The organism is Microbacterium sp. SLBN-146 (assembly GCF_006715145.1).
In the GTDB taxonomy this organism is placed as follows: domain Bacteria; phylum Actinomycetota; class Actinomycetes; order Actinomycetales; family Microbacteriaceae; genus Microbacterium.
Map to the genome: position 1 here is coordinate 3,495,919 of NZ_VFMR01000001.1, position 19,455 is coordinate 3,515,373.

The 19,455-nt window shown below is 67.3% G+C and carries 17 protein-coding genes; 7 read left to right on the forward strand and 10 right to left on the reverse strand.

The features are described from left to right. The first annotated feature begins 94 nt into the window (after positions 1 to 94). The gene (locus FBY39_RS15850; protein WP_141933566.1) at positions 95 to 442 is read left to right on the forward strand and encodes a metallopeptidase family protein; all 348 of its coding nucleotides are present in this window, start codon (positions 95 to 97) and stop codon (positions 440 to 442) included. A gap of 15 nt (positions 443 to 457) precedes the next feature. Here FBY39_RS15850 and FBY39_RS15855 read toward each other — a convergent pair whose 3' ends face one another. The 4 genes from FBY39_RS15855 to manA all read right to left on the reverse strand — a co-directional run bounded on the left by FBY39_RS15855 (position 458) and on the right by manA (position 6,542). Continuing rightward, the gene (locus FBY39_RS15855) at positions 458 to 1,870 is read right to left on the reverse strand and encodes a DUF5719 family protein (RefSeq protein WP_141933568.1); all 1,413 of its coding nucleotides are present in this window, start codon (positions 1,868 to 1,870) and stop codon (positions 458 to 460) included. Further along, positions 1,867 to 4,716: a glycosyltransferase gene (locus tag FBY39_RS15860; RefSeq protein WP_141933570.1), complete on the reverse strand. Its 2,850-nt coding sequence runs from the start codon at positions 4,714 to 4,716 to the stop codon at positions 1,867 to 1,869. Before FBY39_RS15860 ends, FBY39_RS15855 begins: the two co-directional genes overlap by 4 nt. Before the next feature lie 219 nt (positions 4,717 to 4,935). Then, positions 4,936 to 5,262 carry a WhiB family transcriptional regulator gene (locus tag FBY39_RS15865; protein WP_141933573.1) on the reverse strand — a complete coding sequence of 109 codons (327 nt, stop codon included), beginning with the start codon at positions 5,260 to 5,262 and terminating at the stop codon, positions 4,936 to 4,938. Between the two features lie 149 nt (positions 5,263 to 5,411). Continuing rightward, the gene (gene manA / locus FBY39_RS15870; protein WP_141933575.1) at positions 5,412 to 6,542 is read right to left on the reverse strand and encodes a mannose-6-phosphate isomerase, class I; all 1,131 of its coding nucleotides are present in this window, start codon (positions 6,540 to 6,542) and stop codon (positions 5,412 to 5,414) included. A 42-nt stretch (positions 6,543 to 6,584) separates the two neighbouring features. On the opposite strand from manA, the gene FBY39_RS15875 reads away from it, so the two are divergent. The 3 genes from FBY39_RS15875 to FBY39_RS15885 are packed head-to-tail and all read left to right on the forward strand — an operon-like array spanning position 6,585 to position 10,332. Then, complete coding sequence (locus FBY39_RS15875; protein ID WP_141933577.1) at positions 6,585 to 7,982, forward strand: O-antigen ligase family protein; 1,398 nt, start codon at positions 6,585 to 6,587, stop codon at positions 7,980 to 7,982. Continuing rightward, complete coding sequence (locus FBY39_RS15880; RefSeq protein ID WP_260838032.1) at positions 7,979 to 9,292, forward strand: O-antigen ligase; 1,314 nt, start codon at positions 7,979 to 7,981, stop codon at positions 9,290 to 9,292. The genes FBY39_RS15875 and FBY39_RS15880 overlap by 4 nt, the downstream gene beginning before the upstream one ends. Positions 9,293 to 9,345: 53 nt before the next feature. Continuing rightward, positions 9,346 to 10,332 (forward strand): glycosyltransferase family 2 protein, encoded by a 987-nt coding sequence (locus FBY39_RS15885; RefSeq protein ID WP_396652291.1) that lies wholly within the window; start codon positions 9,346 to 9,348, stop codon positions 10,330 to 10,332. 44 nt (positions 10,333 to 10,376) lie between these two features. Here FBY39_RS15885 and FBY39_RS15890 read toward each other — a convergent pair whose 3' ends face one another. Together FBY39_RS15890 and FBY39_RS15895 are read right to left on the reverse strand one after the other, a co-directional pair. Next, positions 10,377 to 11,123 carry an ABC transporter ATP-binding protein gene (locus tag FBY39_RS15890; protein ID WP_141933579.1) on the reverse strand — a complete coding sequence of 249 codons (747 nt, stop codon included), beginning with the start codon at positions 11,121 to 11,123 and terminating at the stop codon, positions 10,377 to 10,379. Beyond that, the gene (locus tag FBY39_RS15895) at positions 11,123 to 11,917 is read right to left on the reverse strand and encodes an ABC transporter permease (protein ID WP_141933580.1); all 795 of its coding nucleotides are present in this window, start codon (positions 11,915 to 11,917) and stop codon (positions 11,123 to 11,125) included. The genes FBY39_RS15890 and FBY39_RS15895 overlap by 1 nt, the downstream gene beginning before the upstream one ends. Before the next feature lie 458 nt (positions 11,918 to 12,375). Between FBY39_RS15895 and FBY39_RS15900 the strand changes: the two genes are divergently transcribed. Then, on the forward strand, positions 12,376 to 12,735 hold the full coding sequence (locus FBY39_RS15900; RefSeq protein ID WP_141933583.1) for a hypothetical protein: 360 nt from the start codon (positions 12,376 to 12,378) through the stop codon (positions 12,733 to 12,735). 52 nt (positions 12,736 to 12,787) lie between these two features. Here FBY39_RS15900 and glf read toward each other — a convergent pair whose 3' ends face one another. Continuing rightward, a complete protein-coding gene (gene glf / locus FBY39_RS15905; protein ID WP_141933585.1) occupies positions 12,788 to 13,924 on the reverse strand; it encodes a UDP-galactopyranose mutase in 1,137 nt (378 codons plus the stop codon). Between the two features lie 91 nt (positions 13,925 to 14,015). Between glf and FBY39_RS15910 the strand changes: the two genes are divergently transcribed. Then, complete coding sequence (locus tag FBY39_RS15910; RefSeq protein WP_141933588.1) at positions 14,016 to 15,026, forward strand: glycosyltransferase family 2 protein; 1,011 nt, start codon at positions 14,016 to 14,018, stop codon at positions 15,024 to 15,026. Between the two features lie 12 nt (positions 15,027 to 15,038). Here the strand turns inward: FBY39_RS15910 and FBY39_RS15915 are convergent, their stop codons facing one another. Further along, positions 15,039 to 15,515 (reverse strand): GtrA family protein, encoded by a 477-nt coding sequence (locus FBY39_RS15915; RefSeq protein ID WP_141933589.1) that lies wholly within the window; start codon positions 15,513 to 15,515, stop codon positions 15,039 to 15,041. Positions 15,516 to 15,643: 128 nt separating this feature from the next. Between FBY39_RS15915 and FBY39_RS15920 the strand changes: the two genes are divergently transcribed. Then, positions 15,644 to 16,576: a glycosyltransferase gene (locus tag FBY39_RS15920; RefSeq protein ID WP_141933591.1), complete on the forward strand. Its 933-nt coding sequence runs from the start codon at positions 15,644 to 15,646 to the stop codon at positions 16,574 to 16,576. Here FBY39_RS15920 and FBY39_RS15925 read toward each other — a convergent pair. Beyond that, positions 16,530 to 18,068, reverse strand: a complete 1,539-nt coding sequence (locus FBY39_RS15925) for a DUF2142 domain-containing protein (protein WP_260838033.1) — start codon at positions 18,066 to 18,068, stop codon at positions 16,530 to 16,532. The genes FBY39_RS15920 and FBY39_RS15925 overlap by 47 nt on opposite strands. A gap of 38 nt (positions 18,069 to 18,106) precedes the next feature. Beyond that, complete coding sequence (locus tag FBY39_RS15930; protein ID WP_141933595.1) at positions 18,107 to 19,438, reverse strand: hypothetical protein; 1,332 nt, start codon at positions 19,436 to 19,438, stop codon at positions 18,107 to 18,109. Between the last annotated feature and the right edge of the window lie 17 nt (positions 19,439 to 19,455).

The window sequence follows — 19,455 nt, forward strand, 5'->3', positions numbered from 1 at the left end:
GCGCATGCCTTGGCGACGCACTCAAAGCCCGGCTCCGCCCGTGCGACGTCCCTCCCGACACGGCCGGCATGGTCGCCAGGGACGCAGCGCCGTCGTGAGACCACCCCTGCCGCCTCTGGACACACGCGTCGAACGCTTCGACCTCGCCGTCGGCACGGCCGCCGAATTCCTGCGGTCGGCGTGGACGGAGCTGCGCGACGTGAGCTTCGAGATCGCCGACATGCCCCTCGGGCCAGACCCCGACGGGATCCCCCGTTGGCGCGTCCTGACGGCCGAGAAGCGCATCATCATGTTCCGCATCCCGATCGAGCGACTGAGCCACCCCCACCGCGACGACGACCTGCATCGCCGCATGATCGTCGAAAGTGCGGTGTTCCGCGCCGCTGCGCAGTATCTCGACCGCGATCCGTGGGATCTCGGTCCGGAGCGCTTCCGATTCTGACGGTCTCGACTCGCGCTACGGGAAGACGGTGACGGCGGGCGCCGCAGCATCCGCGGGCCACACGGCGAAGGCCGCCAACTGGTCGGGCGCCGCCATCGTGACCGCCGCCCGCAACGGGGCCCCACCGCCGTCGAGCAGATACACCTCGCGTCGGGTGAGGGAGAACGACGTGCTCTCGCCGGGACGCAGCGTGAAATCGACGATGGCGGATCCGTCGCGCCGCGAGACGGTGCCGGTCGCCTCGACATCGCCCGTGTTCTCGAGCGTCATCGTGGCTTCGGGGCCGCCCGGGACGGCGAACAGCGTCGGCACGTCGATTTCCGGAGACGGCGTATGCCACGCGAAGTCGACACCCGCACCGAAGCCCGTCGTGTGCCAGGCCGCCGCGACGACCGGCGCCGTCGCGGTGATGTCGAGGATGTAGTCACCAGGGCTCAACGTTTCGAGCGCGAGCTCCGTCGGAACACCCGCCACGAGCGGCACGGTGAGGGGCGACACCGCGTCAGCCGACTCGCCGACGCCACGCACCGTCACGGTCGCTTGCGCATCGGCGGTGGCGGAGAGGAGCCGGATGAGCGTCGGCGATCCGTCGGAGGCGTCGTCGTCGTCCCCCACGACGATGCCGAGGATCCGCTGCGTCGTGTCGGACGCCGCGATTGCGCTCGCCTGGTCGACACCGCCCGGTTCGAGGACGCGCGAGATGCTCGACTGCACGGCGGCCTGTACGGGTGCCCCGCGGGAATTGATCCGGATGACGGGGCTCTCCTCTCCCCGTGCGAGGCCGGCGATCGACACGACGCGCTGGGAACCCGCTGCGACGACGATGTCCGCGCCGCCGGGAGGGACCTGCGGGCCTGACGCACCGTAGACGGTGAGCTGGACGGTCGCCGCAACGGTTCCGGGGTTGGTGAGGATCACGAAGTCGGCGGCCCCCGTCGCGCCGGACCCTGCGACGAGCCACGACTCCATGAGCGGAGGACGGCAGACCGACGCGGCGAAACCGACGAGGTCGTCGAAGGCCGCGACGGCGGACCCGGATGCCGCGAGGTCGGTGCGGCCGCTCGGCCCGGGCTCGGCGGTGAACGCGAGGGGGCCGAGACCGCTCGCGACGTCGGAAGCGGCGAGCTGGGCCGTCACGGGCTCCGGTGCACCGGGGAGAACGCCCGAGGTGACCGTCTGGACGGCGGCGACCTCGATGGCGCCCGCGGCGTCGAGGTCGCGTGCCTGGACGAGCAAGCCGCCGTCGCACGAGACGGTGCTCGCGGCGGGCGCGGGCGTCGCCTCGATGGAGACCGGCTCCCGTGTCAACGTCGGCCAGGGGATCGAGATCGCGGTGACGACACCGACGACGGATGCCGCGGCGACGACCGTCCCCACGAGCACACGGGCGCTCGTGGTCGCCCACCGGAACACTCTGCGATCGCTCAACGCCCCTCCTCCCAGTGCGGACCGACGACGCGCGGCATCCGTCGCGCCTCTCGGCGCGACGCCGCCGTCGGGAAGGCGAGGAGGAGCGACACGGCGACGACCCCGAGTTGGATGCCGGCGATCATCGTCGCGGTCCTGTCCACGACGGCTGAGGTCGCCGGCCTGTCGGCGACATCCCCGATGACGCGCCAGAGCACGCCCCGCGCAGTCTCGCCGACGGGTTCGAGTCCGTCCCGCTGGTCGATCGCCGACGAGGACGACAGGCGCAGCGCGCGGGCCGCATCCGTCTCCTGCTCCGTATCGCCTTCGTTGAGGAGGACGAAGCTCACACCCCGCGACGCGAGGGACGCCACGAGGTCGTCCGCTGATCCCGTGACGAGGCCCGCAGCGACGGCAGCGATCTCCTCATCGTCGCCCGATGGAGATGTGCGGGTGGCTACGACGGTGCTCTGCGCGCCGAGGGTCTCGCTCCCGCCCCAGACGACGCGCGCCGACAGCGCTCCCGAAGCCTGCGGCGTCAAGACCAGCGTCCCGACGTCAGGGTCGTCGGCGCCTCGCACCGCGACGTACGCGGGCAGCGTGCTGACCGGGGCCCCGGCGATGAGCGTCGTGTCTCGGGCGACGGCCGTCAGCGCAGGCATCGACAGGGCAAGGATTCCCGCGGCGACCACCGCAACGACGGCGCCGCGGAGCATCGCGACCCGCGGGGCGAGGCCCGCGTCGAGCGTGACGAGGGCTCCGCCGAGGACGCCGAGCCACGCGAGGCTGAGCCCCGTCCCCGGCCACAGGGCGACGACCGTCGACTGGGAGAACGCGACCGACACTCCCACCGCGGCGAACGCCGTCGCCAAGCCGAGTGCCGTCACGCCGAGGAGCGTCGCTCCGACCGCCCAACGCTGCGTGAGCGGTGCGACGAGCGCAAGGACCGCGATCGGTGCGGCCAGGAGCGGCACCCACCAGAGGTGCGCGTCGGGGAGGAACGTCGCCCAGCCGGCGAAGTCGGGGGTCGGGATACCCGCCGCCAGGAGTGCCCGGCCCGCGGCATCCGCTGCGACCTGTGGCCCGGCCCACGGGACGCCCGGATCAGCGAGGAGAGTCCACAGCCCACCGCCGCGCACGGCGTGCCAGACGAGCGGGGCCGCGAGGGCGATCGAGGGGACGATGACCCAGATGATCCGCCCGATTCCGCGGCCCGCACGCAGGATCGCCGTCAGTACGAGCACGCTGAGCCACAGGATGACGAGTGCCGGGGTCAGGGATGGTGCGCACGCGATGACGCCGGCCAGCAGGAGGGATGCCGCACCCGCTCCGGCCCAGGACCGGTGGGCGACGACTCCGGCGTAGAAGAGCCACGGCAGCAGAAGGTGCGCGAGGAGCGCGGCCGGCCGCCCCTGCGTGAGATCGGCGAGGAACGTCGGTGCAAGCGCCCACACGGCACCGCCCAGGATTCGCAGCGACGAGCGGTCGGTGACGCGCGTCGCCGCGAACCATCCGCCGAGCGCCGCGAGCGGGAGGGCGAGCAGCCACAGGACGACGAGTCCCCGGGAGGGATCGGCGGGCCACAGGGACCCGACGATGGCGATGACGGCCGAGAACGGATCGGCGGGCGCGATCGTGTCGAGTCCGAGCGCGCGCTGACCGAACAGGGTGTCGGCCCAGAGCTGCGCGGGGGTGTTCCGGAGCGGCTGGAGCCCCCCTCCGCCGAGAACCGGCCAGGCGAGGAGCGCGGGGAATGCGACGACCGAGGTCAGGAGTGCTCCGAGGACGAGCCACGCGCCGCCGCCCGCGAAGAAGCGGAGCTCCGTGCGCACGCGACCGCCCGGTTCGATCGGATCGTCGCCGAACCGAGCGCGCAGCTGACTGTTCGTGACGCGCAACGACGTGAGCTGCGACCAGGGGGCGCGGCGCGTTCGAGAAATCCTCCGCCGCGCGCGAGCGACCGCGACGAGCTGCACGAGGACGACGGCTGTCGCAGCCCATTCGGGCCCGATGAGGGACGGATGCTTGCGCACGAGGTGCGAGACGGTGCGGGCGACGGCGAGGGGCAGCAGCGACAACCACAGCAGGGGCAGCGCCCACGCCGGAGAGTAGACGAGTCGCCGATGCAGTCGCGCCGCGCGCCGTGCGAACGCCCGGCGAGCCCGGTGAGCCGCCGTCGTCGGGAAGGGCATGCCGGCGACACCGTCGCCGGAGACGCTGACGATCGCCGTCGGCGCGAGCGCGACGCGTCCGCCCGCGAGACGTGTGCGAACCCCCAGATCGAGCCCCTCGTCGGCTCCGTGCAGCGCGGGGTCCAGTCCGCCGAGAGCGCGCCACGTGTCGACGCGCACGAGGACACCGCGGATATCCGACCCCAGGACGTCTTCCGTCGCGTCGTGCTGGCCCTGGTCCAGCTCGCCGTCTGCGAGACCGACCGAGCGTCCGGTTGCCGTCATCGACACACCGAGGGAGACGATCTCGCTTCGGTCGTCGGCACGAACGAGCTTGGGCGCCGCGAATCCGACCGACGGCGACAGCTCGAGGGTGCCTGCGAGACGCGCGAGGGCCTCGGGGTCGGGGGTCGTGTCCTGCGCGAGCAGCCAGACGGCGTCCGCCCCCTCCGCGGGACTCGCGAGAGCGAGCGCATCGGCGAAGCGCGTCGAGGCGGACGCCTCGACGACGGTTCCCGCGCGCGAGATCCTCGCCGCCTCGACGACGCCGGGCTCTTGGCCGCACAGCACGATCGTGAGGCTGTCGACCGGACGGGTCTGCACCGCGAGCGCCGCCAAAGTTCGCCGCAGGTGGTGCGCGGCGGGCGTGCGGCCGTCGGGACGCACCACGAGAAGAGCGTGAACACGGGCGGGCATGACGTCGTCAGCCTAGGCGCGCATGCGAGCGAGTCGGTGAGTACGCGCCGGGAACTTCGGATGCCGAGAAGACCCGAACTGCTGCCCTCAGTGCCGATTTCGGACGGTCTGCGTCTTCTCGGCGAAGGGGGAGATCGGCCTGTGCAGCCGGTCATGCCCCTCGGAGCAACCGGTCGTTCGGAACCGCCGTTGCTTCGGAACAGTCGTCGCTTCGGGGCGTCAGCCGGCGCGGCGCTTGAGCTTGCGGCGCTCGCGCTCGCTGAGCCCGCCCCAGATGCCGAAGCGCTCATCGTTCTGCAGCGCGTACTCGAGGCACTGGTCGCGGACGTCGCACGTCGTGCAGATGCGCTTCGCGTCGCGCGTCGACCCGCCCTTCTCCGGGAAGAAGGCCTCGGGGTCGGTCTGCGAGCAGAGGGCGTCGGTCTGCCACGAGAGCGGATTCTCGTCCTCGACTTCGAGGGGGCGGCGCACGCCCGGAACCCCGAGATTGACGGGATCGACGAACCAATTGTCGGGAACGCCAGAACGATACTGCGAACCGGTCATCTCGTTCTCCCCCCGGAGGTATTACTCGTCACGCTGGTTTGCGTGTACAGGTAATTACACCCGTGTAGTTCGCCCCGGTCAAGTCGCGGATCGTAAACCCTCACCTCCGAGTTGAACGTTCGCGACGCGCCGTCGGCGTGTCGCGAACCTCAGGAACCGGGCGTCGCGACGAAGAGCTCGCCCTCACCGGACACCCGAACGGATGCCTCGTCGGCGGTCGCGAGCGCCGCCGCGCCCGGCACCAGCACGATCTCCCCCGCCGCGCCGGTGACCGTCACCCGCCCCGCCGTCGCGAGCAGGATGGCTGTCCCGGGAAGCGTCACGTCGATCTCCGAACCGGTGGGGCGGACGACCCGCAGCGCGAAGTCGGCGATCGGCACGTCGTATCCCTCGACGCCGTCGGCGAGCGCCGCGGGGCGGAGGACCGGCGCGGGACCCGTACCTGCGTCGAGGACCGAGACGAGTTCGGTGACGTCGATGTGCTTGGGCGTGAGGCCTCCGCGCAGCACGTTGTCGCTCGCGGCCATGAGCTCGACGCCGAGGCCTTCGAGGTACGCATGGAGCACGCCGGCCGGCACGAACAGCCCCTCGCCGCGCGAGAGCGTCACGAGGTTCATGAGGAGTGCCACGACGATGCCGGGATCCCCGGGGTACTGATCATCGAGGAGACGGACAAGGTCGAGCTCCGCGGCGAACTCCGTCGAGGAGGCGTCGCGAGCGGCACCGATGATGGCGCGCACGTCGTCTCCCGCCGCGGGAGACAGCACCCAGGCGAGGGCGTCGGCCGTCGCGGCATCCGATCCGTCCAGACGCGACGTCAGCCCCGCCGCCGCGTCGCCGATGACAGCCAGCAGGCGGCGCGTGTCGGCGAGCGGTCGGAGCCCCGCGAGGGCGCGGAACTCGGGCGAGATCGCCACGACCAGCTCGGGCTTGTGATTGGCGTCGCGATACGTGCGCTCGGCCGCATCGCGCGGGATGCCGGCGGCATCCTCACGATCGAATCCCTCGCGCGCCTGCTCCTTCGACGGGTGGGCCTGGATCGACAGGGGGGATCCCGCAGCGAGAAGCTTCAGCAGGTAGGGAAGCTGCCCCTGCCCCTGGGCTGCAAGCCAGGCGTCGAGCGTCGACCCGTCCCCCGTCAGCGCGGGATTGCCGGGGTGGTCGCCGAACCACACTTCGGCCTCGGGAGCACCGGACGGGGCTCGCCCTTCGAGGTCGGCGATGAGCGTCTGCGAGCCCCACGCGTAGTCGCGGGGCGTGTTCGAAAGGGAGACGAGCATGCCTCCGAGGGTATCGGGAGGACCGAGTACCCTTGGGAAACGATGGCCGTCCATTCGAAGCACCCGGCCTCGGCCCCGCCGACAGCCCCGGTCCGAGAGAAGACCGGGCATCTCATGCTGCGGGGGTGGTGCACCTTCGTGCTCTTCACGGCGCTCGCGGGCGTCGCATGGGTCCACGCCTTCGGTGAGATCGTCGCGGGTGTCGTCGCCGTCGGGGGGATGCTCGTCTCGATCATCCTGTGGTTCATCGTGCGTCCGCCCGTGCAGTGGCGGCGCCTTCCCTGGTTCGGGGTGGCATACATCACCTGGGCGACAGCGTCCGTCCTGTGGTCGGCGTGGCCCGCGGCATCCGCGCTCACCCTTCTGCTGCTCTACGTCACGACCGTCCAGGCGTTCTTCGTGGGCGCCGTACTGACGTGGCGAGAACTCGTCCGCACGATCGCGTCGGCTCTCAAGTGGGTCATCGCACTGTCGATCATCTTCGAGCTGTGGGTGTCGCTCGTGATCCAGGCGCCGGTGCTCCCCGGATTCGTCGTGGAAACGGCGTCCGACCCGATCCTGTACTGGTCCCGCGACAATCTGTTCGACGGCGGGCGACTCCAGGGGATCATGGGGAACGCGAATCTCCTGGGCCCCGTCGCGCTCGTCGCGATGATCGTGTTCGCGATCCGGTACGCCGCCCGCGCGCCGCGTCGCTCCCTGCTCTTGGGCTGGATCGCCCTGTCGGCGTTCCTCTTCGTGCGTGCGGCCTCGGCCACGGCGTACGTCGCGGCAGCCGCCGTCGTGCTGGTCCTCGCCACCGTCCTCCTCATGCGCCGGACAAGACACCCCGGCGAGCGCACCAAGTACTACGTCGGCTACGCCGTCATCGGCGTCGGCGGCGCCCTCGCACTCTGGCTCCTGCGCGACACGATCTTCACGTCGCTCGGACGAAGCGCCGACCTCACGGGACGCGAGGGCATCTGGAGCGCCGTCCTCGAGCGGGCCTCCGAACGCCCGTTCGCCGGCTGGGGCTTCGCGACGCCGTGGCCTTCGTGGGAGCCGGCATTCGACGGCTGGATCATCGACCACGACCAGACCGTCATGCAGGCCCACAACATGTGGATCGACGTGTACTTCCAGCTCGGCGTCGTCGGGGTCGTGCTGCTCTCGCTCCTCTTCTTCGCGTACGTCTGGCGGACGTGGTTCTTCGCCGTCGACCGGCCACGGTGGGACCTCCGCGCCGACCGCCCCTACTCTCCTCTCACGCTGCTTCCGACGCTCGTCGGCACGATCCTTCTCGTGCAGGGGTTCGCCGAGTCCACGCCGCTCCTGCTGTGGGGCTGGATGTTCCTGCTCATGTTCGGCTTCAAGATCAAGCAGTCGCCCCACATCGGCGTGGGTCCGGCCGAGCAGAGCGCGGCGATCGAGCGCGGCGAGCCGACGAAGCAGGACGCGTGAGCGCGGCCGGCGCTCCGCGGCCGACCTGGCTCGGGACGCTGCTGGCTTCCGCCGCGTTCGCGCGGGCGTACACCGTCACGGTCCTCGCGGCCGTCCTGTCGTCCTTCGCGATCGAACGGATGTCGGGACGCGTCACCTACGTCGCGATCATCGCGGGGCTCTGCGTGCTGGGCATCGGTGTCCTGATCGCCCGTCGCCGAGAGATCTCGTTCGTCCGCCTCGTACCGACGACCCTCGTCGCGTTCGTCGGGTGGGCGCTCGCGAGCGTCTTCTGGAGCCTCGACCGCACCGACACGTGGTGGAGTTGGGTCGCGATGGCGGGGATCGTCTTCCTCGCCGTCGTGATCGGACACATCCGCGACACGCTGCAGACAGTCAGGGCGCTCGCGGACGTCCTGCGTGTGCTCCTCGGCGTCTCGCTGGGGCTCGAGATCCTCTCCGGCATCCTTCTGGACATCCCCTTCCGCTTCCTGGGCATTCAGGGGAACATCGCCGATCTCGGACCCATCCAAGGCATGTTCGGCACCCGCAACATGCTCGGCTTCGTCGCGGTGATCGCGCTCATCACGTTCATGATCGAGTACCGGACTCAAGCGGTCCGACCGGGGGTCTCGCTCGCCTCGGTCGTGCTCGCCGGGTCACTCGGCGTGCTCTCCGATTCCCCCACCGTCCTCGTACTGGGTGTCGGCATGGGGCTCGCGACGGGAGCCCTGACGCTCGTCCGCCATGCCCGCCGCGAGCAGCGGAGCGCGCTCCAATGGGCGCTCGGCTCGCTCGTCGTGGTGGGGGTCATCGTCGGGTACCTCGCGCGGCATCCGATCATCGCCTTCATCAACGCGGGGCGGGATTTCTCGCTGCGCGTCGATCTCTGGAACGTCATGCTCGACTACGTCGTCCGCCGGCCCGTGCAGGGCTGGGGATGGTACGGGCCGTGGCAGGAGACGGGGATCCCCTTCGCGAGCATCAACTACCAGCTCGGCGAGGTGTACGGCACGGGGTTGAACGCCTTCTTCGACGTGCTCCTGCAGCTCGGATGGGTGGGGCTCATCCTCTTCATCGGGCTCGTGGGCACGGCCCTCGTGCGCTCGTGGCTCGACGCGAGCGAGCGCCGCTCGGTCGTCTACGCGTGGACTCCGCTCATGCTCATCGCACTCATGATCGACTCGTTCTTCGAGAGCTTCACCCTCACGGGCGCGGGACTGATGCTGCTCGTGCTGTGCGCCGTGCGGGCAGGTCAGTCGCGGTCCTGGCGGGAAAGGGTGGACCGCGGAAGGGACGCGGGCCTGCCGCGCGTGCCCGCGGGCGGGTGAGTCACTCGGCGTTCAGGCTTTGTAGCGCTCGCTCAGGGTAGGATTCACGGGCCATGCCCCCAGCATCCGACAGCCCCGCCATGACGCCTGCCGAACACTTCTCCCCCGCCTCCGCCACGATCGCCGTCGTCACGTACAACCGATCAGGGCTGCTGACGCGTCTCCTCGAGAGCATCGCGCGGATGGATCCGAAGCCCGGCCACGTCGTGATCGTCGACAACGCGTCCACCGATGACACGGCCGATGTCGTCGAAGCACACCGCGACCTCGTCGGCACCGAGATCGTCTACCGCCGACTCGACACCAACACGGGCGGCTCCGGAGGCTTCAGCGAAGGCACGCGCATCGCCTACGAACTCGGCAGCGAGTGGATCTGGCTCATGGATGACGACGTCGAGGTCCTCCCCGATGGCCTGGCCAAGATGGGCAAGTGGGCACCGCGGTTCAAGAGCATCCAGGGCCGTCGCTACGACTACGACGGCAGTGAGTTCTACTGGCAGTACCGGATCGCCGAGCCCCTCGGCATCCCCATTCCGTTCGCTCCGTCCGGATTCGACGCGTCCGGGTACAAGGAGATGAACTCGGGATGCTTCGAGGGCATGTTCATCCACCGCGACATCGTCCAGCAGATCGGCCTCCCCGACCCCCGCTTCTTCATCTACTGGGATGACCAGACGTACGGGTGGCTCGCGTCGAGACTCACGACCTCGGTCATCGTGGACGAGTTCGTCCTGCGTCGCACGCGCGAGATCAAGCAGTGGGACATGGGCATCCGCCACATGAACGCGTCGAGCGACGCCTACCGCTACTACATCATGCGCAATCGGGCATACATCAAGCACTACTACCGGACGCTGGGCGTCTACAACCCGATTCTCTTCGGCCTCGGCACGGCGCTGACCTTCGCGAAGGAGCTCGTGCGGTTGCTGTTCGTCGAGCGTAAGGTGCGCGGGACCTCGAACCTCTTCCGTGGACTCCGCGACGGCGGGCGCATCTCGCGCGATGCTCTGTGGCGTCCGATGACGCCGCTCGAGGCATAGAATGGCGCGCTGACGACCGTTCGAACCTCGCGGACGCGCCCAGGTCAGCCCGTCGGGTGATCGGCGTTGTAGCGATCCAAGACCTCGTTGATGGGAGCGTCCATCGCGAGCCGGTGTGCATCGAGGTACAGGCCGCGCGTGCAGAATCGGCGGAGATCGCGCTCGCTGTGCGAAACGAAGAAAAGGGTGCGGCCCGCGGCGAGAAGCTCGTCGATGCGCCGGTAGCACTTCTCGCGGAAGGCCTTGTCGCCGACGGCGAGAACCTCATCGACGAGGAGGATGGGCTCCTCCAACTGAGAGACCACGGCGAAGGCGAGGCGCACCTTCATTCCGTTGCTCAAGTGCTTGTAAGGGGTGTCCACGAAGTCGCGCAGTTCGGCGAACTCGATGATCCCGTCGAACCGTCGTTCGACCTCGGCACGCGACATCCCGTGAAGACCCGATGTGAGGCGAACGTTCTCGCGCACCGTGAGATCTCCGACGAAGCCCCCCGTGATCTCGATCAGCGGTGCGACTCCTCCATTGACCTTGACGTCCCCCTCATCGGGAAGCAGAACCCCGGCGACGAGCTTGAGGAGGGTCGACTTACCCTGACCGTTCCGCCCCACGACGCCGATCGACTCCCCGGGCTGGACGGTGAAAGTCACGTCCCGCAGTGCCCAGAACTCATCGGGGCGCGTTCGTCGCGAGGAGGTCGAGAACAGGTCCTTGAGGCTCCGGCGACCACGACGGTTTCTACGGAAGCGCACGCCAAGATCCTCGACCTCGATCGCGAGGCCAGATGTCGTCATCACAGCTCCTTCAAGACGGACCGCTCGAGCTTGCGGAACGCCGCGATTCCGACAGCGAGGAACGCGAAGCACATGACGGCGCTGATCGAGATTACCCACGGATCCCACTCCTCGGGGAAGAACCCGACGCGGTAGAGGGCGAAGATCCCGGCCAGCGGATTGAACGCGGCGAACGTCTCGAACGCGCCCGGCAGATCCGACACTCCGTAGATGACGGGGGAGGCGTAGAACAACGCGCGGAGGATGAGCTTCGTCGTCCTCTCCAGATCGCTCCACAGCACGCACAGGGGCGCGATGAGAAGCCCGAGACCCACGAGCAGGACCGTTTGGAGCAGCATTGCGACGGGGAAGAGCAGCAGTCCCCAGTTGAGCTCCACGGCCGGCCGCGAGAGCACGATGAAGACCGCGAGGACCGGAAGCGAGAAGAGGAACTCCACACCTTTGCTCAGCACGATGCGGTTGACCCAGATCGATCGCGGAATCGATGTCGAACGCACGAGCCGAGCATCCTTGCTGAACGCACGTGTGAAGTCGGAGACCGCCGAGTTGAACCACACCCAGGGAAGCAGCGCCGAGATGAGGAAGACGATGTATGGCTCGTGCCCCACCGAGCGCTGGAAGATCTGCGTGAAGACGAACCAATAGATCGCGCTCATCACGAGGGGGTCCAGGACCGACCAGAGATAGCCGAGCGCGCTGGTGGCGTATCGCACGCGCAGATCACGCGCGGAGAGCAGCCACAGCGAGTGGAGGTAGCGTCGGGGCGAGCCCGGAGCACCGACGGTGGCTGTCACATCTCGATTCTAGGCGGGTGCCCCACACGCACAGGATTCGGTTCGATACACACGCGTGACCTTCGTCGCGTGTGCCGCCGTCAGGCTACTCCTATGCTCGAACTATGAAGCGCATCGCCGCAGGAGGACTGCTCGCCGTCTGCATTGTGCTGTCCGGCTGTGCGACGACGAGTGACACCGGGACTGCTCAGCAGTCGAGTTCCCGCAGCCCCGTGTTGCCGACACCGTCGGCGACACCGTCGAACCCGAGCCCGTCCCCGACGAGCCAGGCGTCGGATTCCTCTTCCTCAGTCTCCGCGTCCCCGGCGCCATCCGCGCCACCCGCCGAGTCTCATGCCGTTCCCGTTCCGCAGGAATCAGATTACCTCGCGCCACCGCGTCCGCTCGACGAGGTCGACCCCGTCGGCTACGTTTCCCACGCGATAGACCGCCAGAACGGGAACGTTCCGCTTCCCGGGGTGGAATTCCGCAGTGAGGACGGCCGGATCGTCTGCGGCATCATCACCGTCGGCCACTTCACCACGACGCCGGGGACCGCGTCGTGCACTGTCGATACGTTCGCCGATATCCTCCCGCAGCCTTACCCGGACACCGGGCCGTACGTTCAGTCCGTGATGGTGACTCCGTACATGGGAGCGTCTCACCTCTACCCGAACTGGTTCGGGTACCCGGAGCGCTCGATCCCTGTGGTGCCCGCCGGGATGAGCATCCGCTACGAGGGCACGCGCTGCACGGTGTCGAACGACGACGTGACGTGCCGCGTCACCGCCACCGGAGAGGGTTTCACTCTGTCGCCCGGTGGATTCACGTTCCACTGAACCGCGAGGGATCGCACTCCCGGCACCCGCTGAGCCGTCCCAGCTCGACGACTCAGGCGAGCAGGTTGTTCCACATCGACAGAGCCGACCCGATCGCCATATGCATGTCGAGGTACTGATACGTCCCGAGACGACCGCCGAAGTAGACGCTCGGCTCTCCCTTCGCCAGCTCGCGGTAGGTGAGCAAGCCCTCACGGTCGTCGGCCGTGTTCACCGGGTAGTATGGCTCGTCCTCACGGGTCGCAAATCGCGAGTACTCGCGGACGATGACGGTTCTGTCTGCGGGATAGCGATCCGCGCGCTCCGGGTGGAAGTGTTTAAACTCGTGGATGCGGGTGTAGGGAACCTCGGCATCCGCGTAGTTCATCACGGGGGTCCCTTGGAAGTCGCCGACCGGGACCACTTCCTGTTCGAAATCGAGCGTGCGCCACGAGAGCGTTCCAGCTGCGAAGTCGAAGTAGCGGTCGATGGGCCCCGTGTATACGATCGGCACCTGTCCGACTGTCGCTTTCCTGTTCAACGGCTGACTCTCGTCGAAGTAGTCCGTTGAGAGCCTGACCTCGATGTTCGGATGATCCGTCATCCGCTCGAGCCACGCGGTATAGCCGTCGACGGGGAGGCCCTCCCACGTGTCGTTGAAGTAGCGGTTGTCGTACGAGTATCGGACCGGGAGGCGACCGATGATCTCCGCAGGCAGTGCGGTGGGCTCGGTCTGCCACTGCTTCGCCGTGTATCCGCGGATGAATGCCTCGTAGAGCGGGCGTCCGATCAGGGCGATCGCCTTCTCTTCGAGATTGGCCGCACTTCTCGCATCGAACTCCTCGGCCTGAGCGCGCACGAGAGCGCGCGCCTCGTCGGGTGAGTACGCCGCCTGAAAGTACTGATTGATCGTGCCGAGGTTGATCGGCAGCGGGAAGACCACACCTTTGTGCGTCGTGTAGACGCGATGGACGTAGTTCGTGAACTTCGTGAAGCGGTTGACGTACTCCCACACCGTCCGGTTCGACGTGTGGAAGAGGTGTGCACCATATCGGTGCACCTCGATTCCCGTTTCAGCCTCGAGCTCGCTGTAGGCATTGCCGCCGAGATGGTCCCGCCGATCGATGACGACGACCTTGCGGCCGGATGCCGCCGCGCGCTCCGCGATGGTGAGTCCGAAGAAGCCGGAGCCGACGATGAGAAGATCCATGGCGCGCTCCGCGAGGTGATGGCTGTGCGGGCGGTTCACCCTGGAGCGAGTTTAGCGCGGCCCTCACCCCGATGCTCGCTACCATTGCGGGGTGACAGACTCCGCGCCAACGGCTGCCCTCGTCTCGATCATCGTTCCGGTATACAACTCCGAACGCTATCTGCACGCGTGCGCGACCTCGATCCTCGCGCAGACGCACAGGAACATCGAGGTGCTCCTGATCGACGACGGTTCGACGGACGGGTCCGGTGCCATCTGCGACGCGCTCGAGTCCTCGGACCCTCGAGTCGTCGTGGTTCACCAAGCGAATGGCGGAATCGCCAGCGCCCAGAATCGAGGGCTGGACATGGCCCGCGGGGAGTTCATCACCTTCTGCGACAACGACGATCTCATGCGGCCGCACCTGGTGGAGCGACTCGTCGGCATGCTCGAGAGCGAGAAGGCCGACATGAGCTGCTGTCGATGGGTGAACGTCGGGGCGAGCGGCGCATCTCAGGAACTCGCACGAACCGTGACGGGAGCGACCGGGAAGACGATCTCCTTCGACAATCCGGCCCGAAGCTACCAGATGGTCTTCAGCAAGCTCGTGAGGCGTCTCTTTCGCCGTGAGCTCATGTACTTCAGCGAAGCCAACTGGGGGAAGTTGTATCGAGCGGAGTTGTTTCAGGGAATCCGGTTCCCCGAGGGCCGCTTCGCTCAGGACGTCGCCGTCGCCATGGACCTCTATCTCCGTATGACGAGCGTGGCGTCATGCAGCGATGACCTCTATCTCTGGCTGCAACGCGGGGACAGTGTTTCGCATCAGCTTCGCTCGACGTCCTACTACCACGACATCATCCTCGCGCACGGGCGTTGCTTCGAGCTTTCGCTCGAGGCCGGGATCCTTCCCGCCCGCGCCTACTACGGCTTGAGTGCCATCCGCTTCGCTCGCGCGAGTGCGCTGTCCGCCGACGATCAGCTCCTCTGCCAGAACGACGAGGCGTACATCCGATCGCTCAAGAGGAGGCTGAGCGTGCCGCAGCGATTCGTCTGCGCGATGTTGGCGACTGTCCGCCGCTGTGAAACGTGGGTCTACGATCGCACGGTGCATCGACGGTCGTGAAGGCCGGGCGATCTACGCCTGCTCGATGACCACCTGCTTGGCATGGCCACCGTCGTCAGGAAAGACCCACCGCCCATACGTCACGTAGCGGAACGCCGTTGCCAATACCTGTCCGACCAGGGTGCCCGCGATGTTGTCCGCGACGACCCCCTCCAGGCCGAGGACGTAGCGGGAGAAGGCCAGACAGCCGAGCTGGATCGCGGTCGCCGCGATGTTGAGCGCGATGAAGATCACATAGCGGGAGAACGTCTGGGTCACCGACCGTTTGCCGTACGTCCAGAATCGGTTGCCGACATATGTCACCACGGTCGCGATGACGATCGCCACCGTCTTCGCGACAAGCGGCAGGTCGAAGAGAGGCCCCCGCCCATCTACTCCGAAAGCGAGAAGGTTGAACGTCACCGCGTCGACGAGGAAGGCGACGCCGCCGACGACGAGGAAGGCCCCGCCCTGCCGGAGCTGCGTAGAGATCCGAGCCGCAAGAGTCATTGGTGCGCTCACTGCCTTCCCGCGATGACTGTTCGCGTCCGAGGCCTAGGAACGGCCCATGATAGCTTAGAGCCCGCTTGCGCCGGCTGAGGGTCGCGAGCGAAACACGCCGAGGAGTACTTTTAGTGATGAGCCCTGCCCCGACGATCGCCGCGATCGTTCCCTGTCATAACGAGGAAGCGGCTATCGCTCAGGTGATCAGTGATCTGCGGGAGGCTGTTCCCGAGATGGCGATCTACGTCTACGACAACAACAGCACCGATCGCACCGCGGAGATCGCCGAGGCTCATGGGGCGCACGTGCGGCGCGAGTCCTCCAAGGGCAAGGGGAATGTCGTGCGACGCGCGTTCGCGGACGTTGACGCCGAGGTCTACGTGTTGATCGACGGCGACGACACGTACGCGACGGCGGACCTCCCCCGGATGATCGAGGCGCTGCACAGCGGGCCCTACGACCACGTCCTGGGTGTTCGTCAGCAGACGACCACGAGCGCGTACCGTCCCGGTCACGAACTGGGCAACCGCGGGTTCAACCAGCTGGTGGGCAGCGTCTTCAAGTCGCCTGTCAGCGACATGCTGAGCGGGTATCGCGTGTTCTCTCGTCGCTTCGTCAAGAGCTTCCCTGCGCTCTCTCGGGAGTTCGAGATCGAGACCGAGCTGACGGTGCATGCCATGAGTCTGCGAGTACCGCAGATCGAAGTGCCCGTCGGTTTCAAAGACCGCCCCGAGGGCAGCGAGAGCAAGCTCCGGACGTATCACGACGGATTCAAGATCCTGTCACTCATCGTTGGCCTGATCCGGCACGAGCGACCCATGATGTTCTACGGCGTCGTGGGCGCCATTCTCGGGCTGCTGGGTGTCATCCTGGGCCTTCCCGTCGTCTTTGAGTTCTTCGCGACCGGGTTGGTCCCGCGATTCCCCACCGCGATCTTGGCGATGGGTTTCGTGATCCTCGCGTTCCTCGCGTGGCTGATCGGATTGATCCTCGACGGCGTACTGAAATCGCGACGCGAGTTCAGTCGGCTTCACTACCTGTCGCTGCGCGCGCCGGACTTTCGCTGATCGGCTGCACAGCGTCGAGCGATCGTGACCAGCGTCGCACCACCCAGATGACCGACGCCCAGCACGCCACCTGAACCCCGACGATCAGCACGACTGGGATCAGTGGGGCCCAGGGGTTCGGGATCAGTTCCGTCCACGGTCCATTAGCGCCGTTGACGTACCGGTGGATGTTGACGACGACAGCCCACACCTGCAGAATCGCGACCAGTGCGGCCACCGTTCGCACAAGTCCGGCTGAGGCACGTGTCAGAGCATCCGCACGCGCCGCGATAAAGCCCGCCAGGACGGGGGCGAGCATCGCGATAGGCAGAATGTACTTCCCCTGCCACACGATCCCCGACTCCCTGAAGCTTGCGACCTGGAGAGCGATCGGTGTGACGATCGATGCGAGGACGACGAGCGTCAGCACCGAACGTTCGCGCCAGGAACCGAAGGCCATCGCCAGGATTCCCAGAGCGAGAGCGACTCCGCCGATGCCGATGAGCAACAGCATGGGCAGGTGCGTGTCGCCCCATCCGAAGGTTCCGAGAATCTGCTCGAGGTAGTAGTCGGTGCCCCTCAGCATGGTGGTGACGACGTCACGAGCCGTCAGGGTGGGGTCCGGATAGACGACTCCGAGCGCCAAGCTGCCCGAGGCGAGCGTGTAGACGACGCCTACGAGGGACAGACCGACGCACGCCGCGAGTGGTCCCCAGAAACGACGGTCTTTGATCGTGTCCCACACGGTGACGAAACGCGGTGCGGCCAGCACGACGAAGACGATGATCATCAGAAGATAGGCCGGGCTGAGGCCGCGCGCGAGTACGAAGAACGCGGTACCGATCACGAGAACCCAACCTCGGTGCCGAATCCGGTCGGGATCGGGATCGAAGACCAGGGCCAGAAGACTCACGGCGACCAGGAGGGAGCCGAACACCTCCGGTCCCTGCGGTGTCATCGAGCCGCCGATGAAGAACGTCATCGGCGTCATCGCGGCCAATACTCCGAAGAGCGGGAGGAATGGTCGACGGAGACCAACGACGACCGTGATGGTGAGGGCGATGAGGAACGCGTTGATGAGCGCGCTCACGAGTCGCATCGATGCGAACGTCCACTCACTCAGCGGGGCGAGTGTCGGAGTCCCGATGAGCGCGTAATACACCGGGTTGTATCGGGCGACGTGAGATGTCACGTCCGTGATCCGCTCGAGATCGCCGCCGATTTCCGGTGAGCAGCTCGCGGGCGTGTCGGGCTGGAAGGCGAAGCACGTCTGGTTCCACGCCTGATCGAACAGCGCCGGAAGCTGGAAGTTGCCGCGACCGGCGTTGAACTCCGATTCGTCCGCCACGAACTGTCCGCGAACGGTCGCGGCGGCCTTCGCAGCGTGGGCGGGCTCGTCGGGAGAGGCCATGTGCGGACTGGCGAAAGACCAGGCACCCAGGAGCAGGAAGGAGATGGCGAAAGAGAACCAAAATGCCCGCGCAGGGAATCTGGTGGTGCGGCTCGAACTCACCCATCTACCCTAGGCGACGAGCGAAAGACCACCCGTCGTCATTGCCTCAGTTGCGCGCAGCTGAGGGAGATCTCCCGCAATGGTGCGATGGGCAACCTCCTTCGCTCATCGGGGTGACCGTCGAGACAGCTCGCGCGTTGCGTCTGCACGCTGTAGGACCATGTCGCCTCTACCCAGCCGCGTGTCGAGATCGCGCGGGTCGACGCGACCGACATCGTGAGGATGAGGCCGCTGACGGCGAGCCATGCGACGCTTCGCAGTGCGACCGCGGCTCGGGGGACTCGAGCGGCACGCGCATGGACAATGGCAGCCGCCAGAGGCACGAGCGCTGCAAGGAGCATTCCCGAGCTCACTCCGTACCGGATGTTGACCGCGCGTTCCCAGATCGGCATCGCGTCATCCGCGTAGTGGAATCCCGCGCTGCCGTCGATGGTCACTCCGCCTGCATAGATTGCGAACGATGCGGCGGCGAGAGCGATGGCCAGGAGCCGTTGCCTGCCGCTCCCCCACATCATCGCGACGACGAAGGCGATCACGAAGAGCAGCAGGATCACCGTGGGGATGATGAGGCCGCTCTGTTCGAGCCGTGCGCGCACCGAGTCCGGCGCGACGAAGAGCAACGGCATGACGGTGTTCACCAGGTACCCGCCCAGGAGAGAGGGTATGCCGAACCACTCGGAGTTGGAGCCACGCTCGACAGTGATCACCGTGACGATCTGCCAGATCGAGCCGATCACGGCGCCAACGGCGATGGGGAGTGTGCGCGGCTGTGACCGTCTCACCACGAAGGGCAGGAGCAACAGGAACAGTACGGCCTGGACCTCCGTCATGAAGACCGCGAAGGCCACGACCCCCCAGAGCGTCGCCGACCACCATCGTCGGGGTCGGGACAGAAGGAGCCACGGAGCAAGCCACATCGCGTAGGAGTGCAGATCGGCGAGATTGCCGATCACCTCTTGCATGGCGAGGGGCAGGACGAACGTGATGAGTCCCAGAGCGATCCGCGCGGGAATCCAGGGAACTATGTCTCGGCTGAGCCAGTAGACGGCCGCGCCGGCGAGCCCGGTCAGCAGGGCGCATATCGCGAAAACTGCGAGCGGGTATGCCCAGAGAGGAGTGGATGGGACCGCGACCGCCGCGGCCAATCGCGGCACGAAGTGCTGGTATCCGGCATATCCGCGAAACAGCGTCGACCAGAACCCGTCATCGAGGTGCTGACGCAAAAAGATCTCGCCATCCTCGGCCCAGACGATGTCAAGGTGCTCGGACGGGACCCGCACGTAGCAGGACACCACGCCGACCACGACGAGGAGCCCCACGATGGCCGGGTCGAGCCATCGCGGTCTCAGGGATCTCGGGAGATCTGTCAACGGCCGGCTCCGGATGG

Coding starts and splice junctions, on each gene's coding strand:
- FBY39_RS15885 (WP_396652291.1), top strand. CDS start 9,346: ATGCCCCCAGCATCCGACAGCCCCGCCATGACGCCTGCCGAACACTTC.
- FBY39_RS15875 (WP_141933577.1), top strand. CDS start 6,585: ATGGCCGTCCATTCGAAGCACCCGGCCTCGGCCCCGCCGACAGCCCCG.
- glf (WP_141933585.1), bottom strand. CDS start 13,924: ATGGATCTTCTCATCGTCGGCTCCGGCTTCTTCGGACTCACCATCGCG.
- FBY39_RS15860 (WP_141933570.1), bottom strand. CDS start 4,716: ATGCCCGCCCGTGTTCACGCTCTTCTCGTGGTGCGTCCCGACGGCCGC.
- FBY39_RS15890 (WP_141933579.1), bottom strand. CDS start 11,123: ATGACGACATCTGGCCTCGCGATCGAGGTCGAGGATCTTGGCGTGCGC.
- FBY39_RS15920 (WP_141933591.1), top strand. CDS start 15,644: ATGAGCCCTGCCCCGACGATCGCCGCGATCGTTCCCTGTCATAACGAG.
- FBY39_RS15865 (WP_141933573.1), bottom strand. CDS start 5,262: ATGACCGGTTCGCAGTATCGTTCTGGCGTTCCCGACAATTGGTTCGTC.
- manA (WP_141933575.1), bottom strand. CDS start 6,542: ATGCTCGTCTCCCTTTCGAACACGCCCCGCGACTACGCGTGGGGCTCG.
- FBY39_RS15915 (WP_141933589.1), bottom strand. CDS start 15,515: ATGACTCTTGCGGCTCGGATCTCTACGCAGCTCCGGCAGGGCGGGGCC.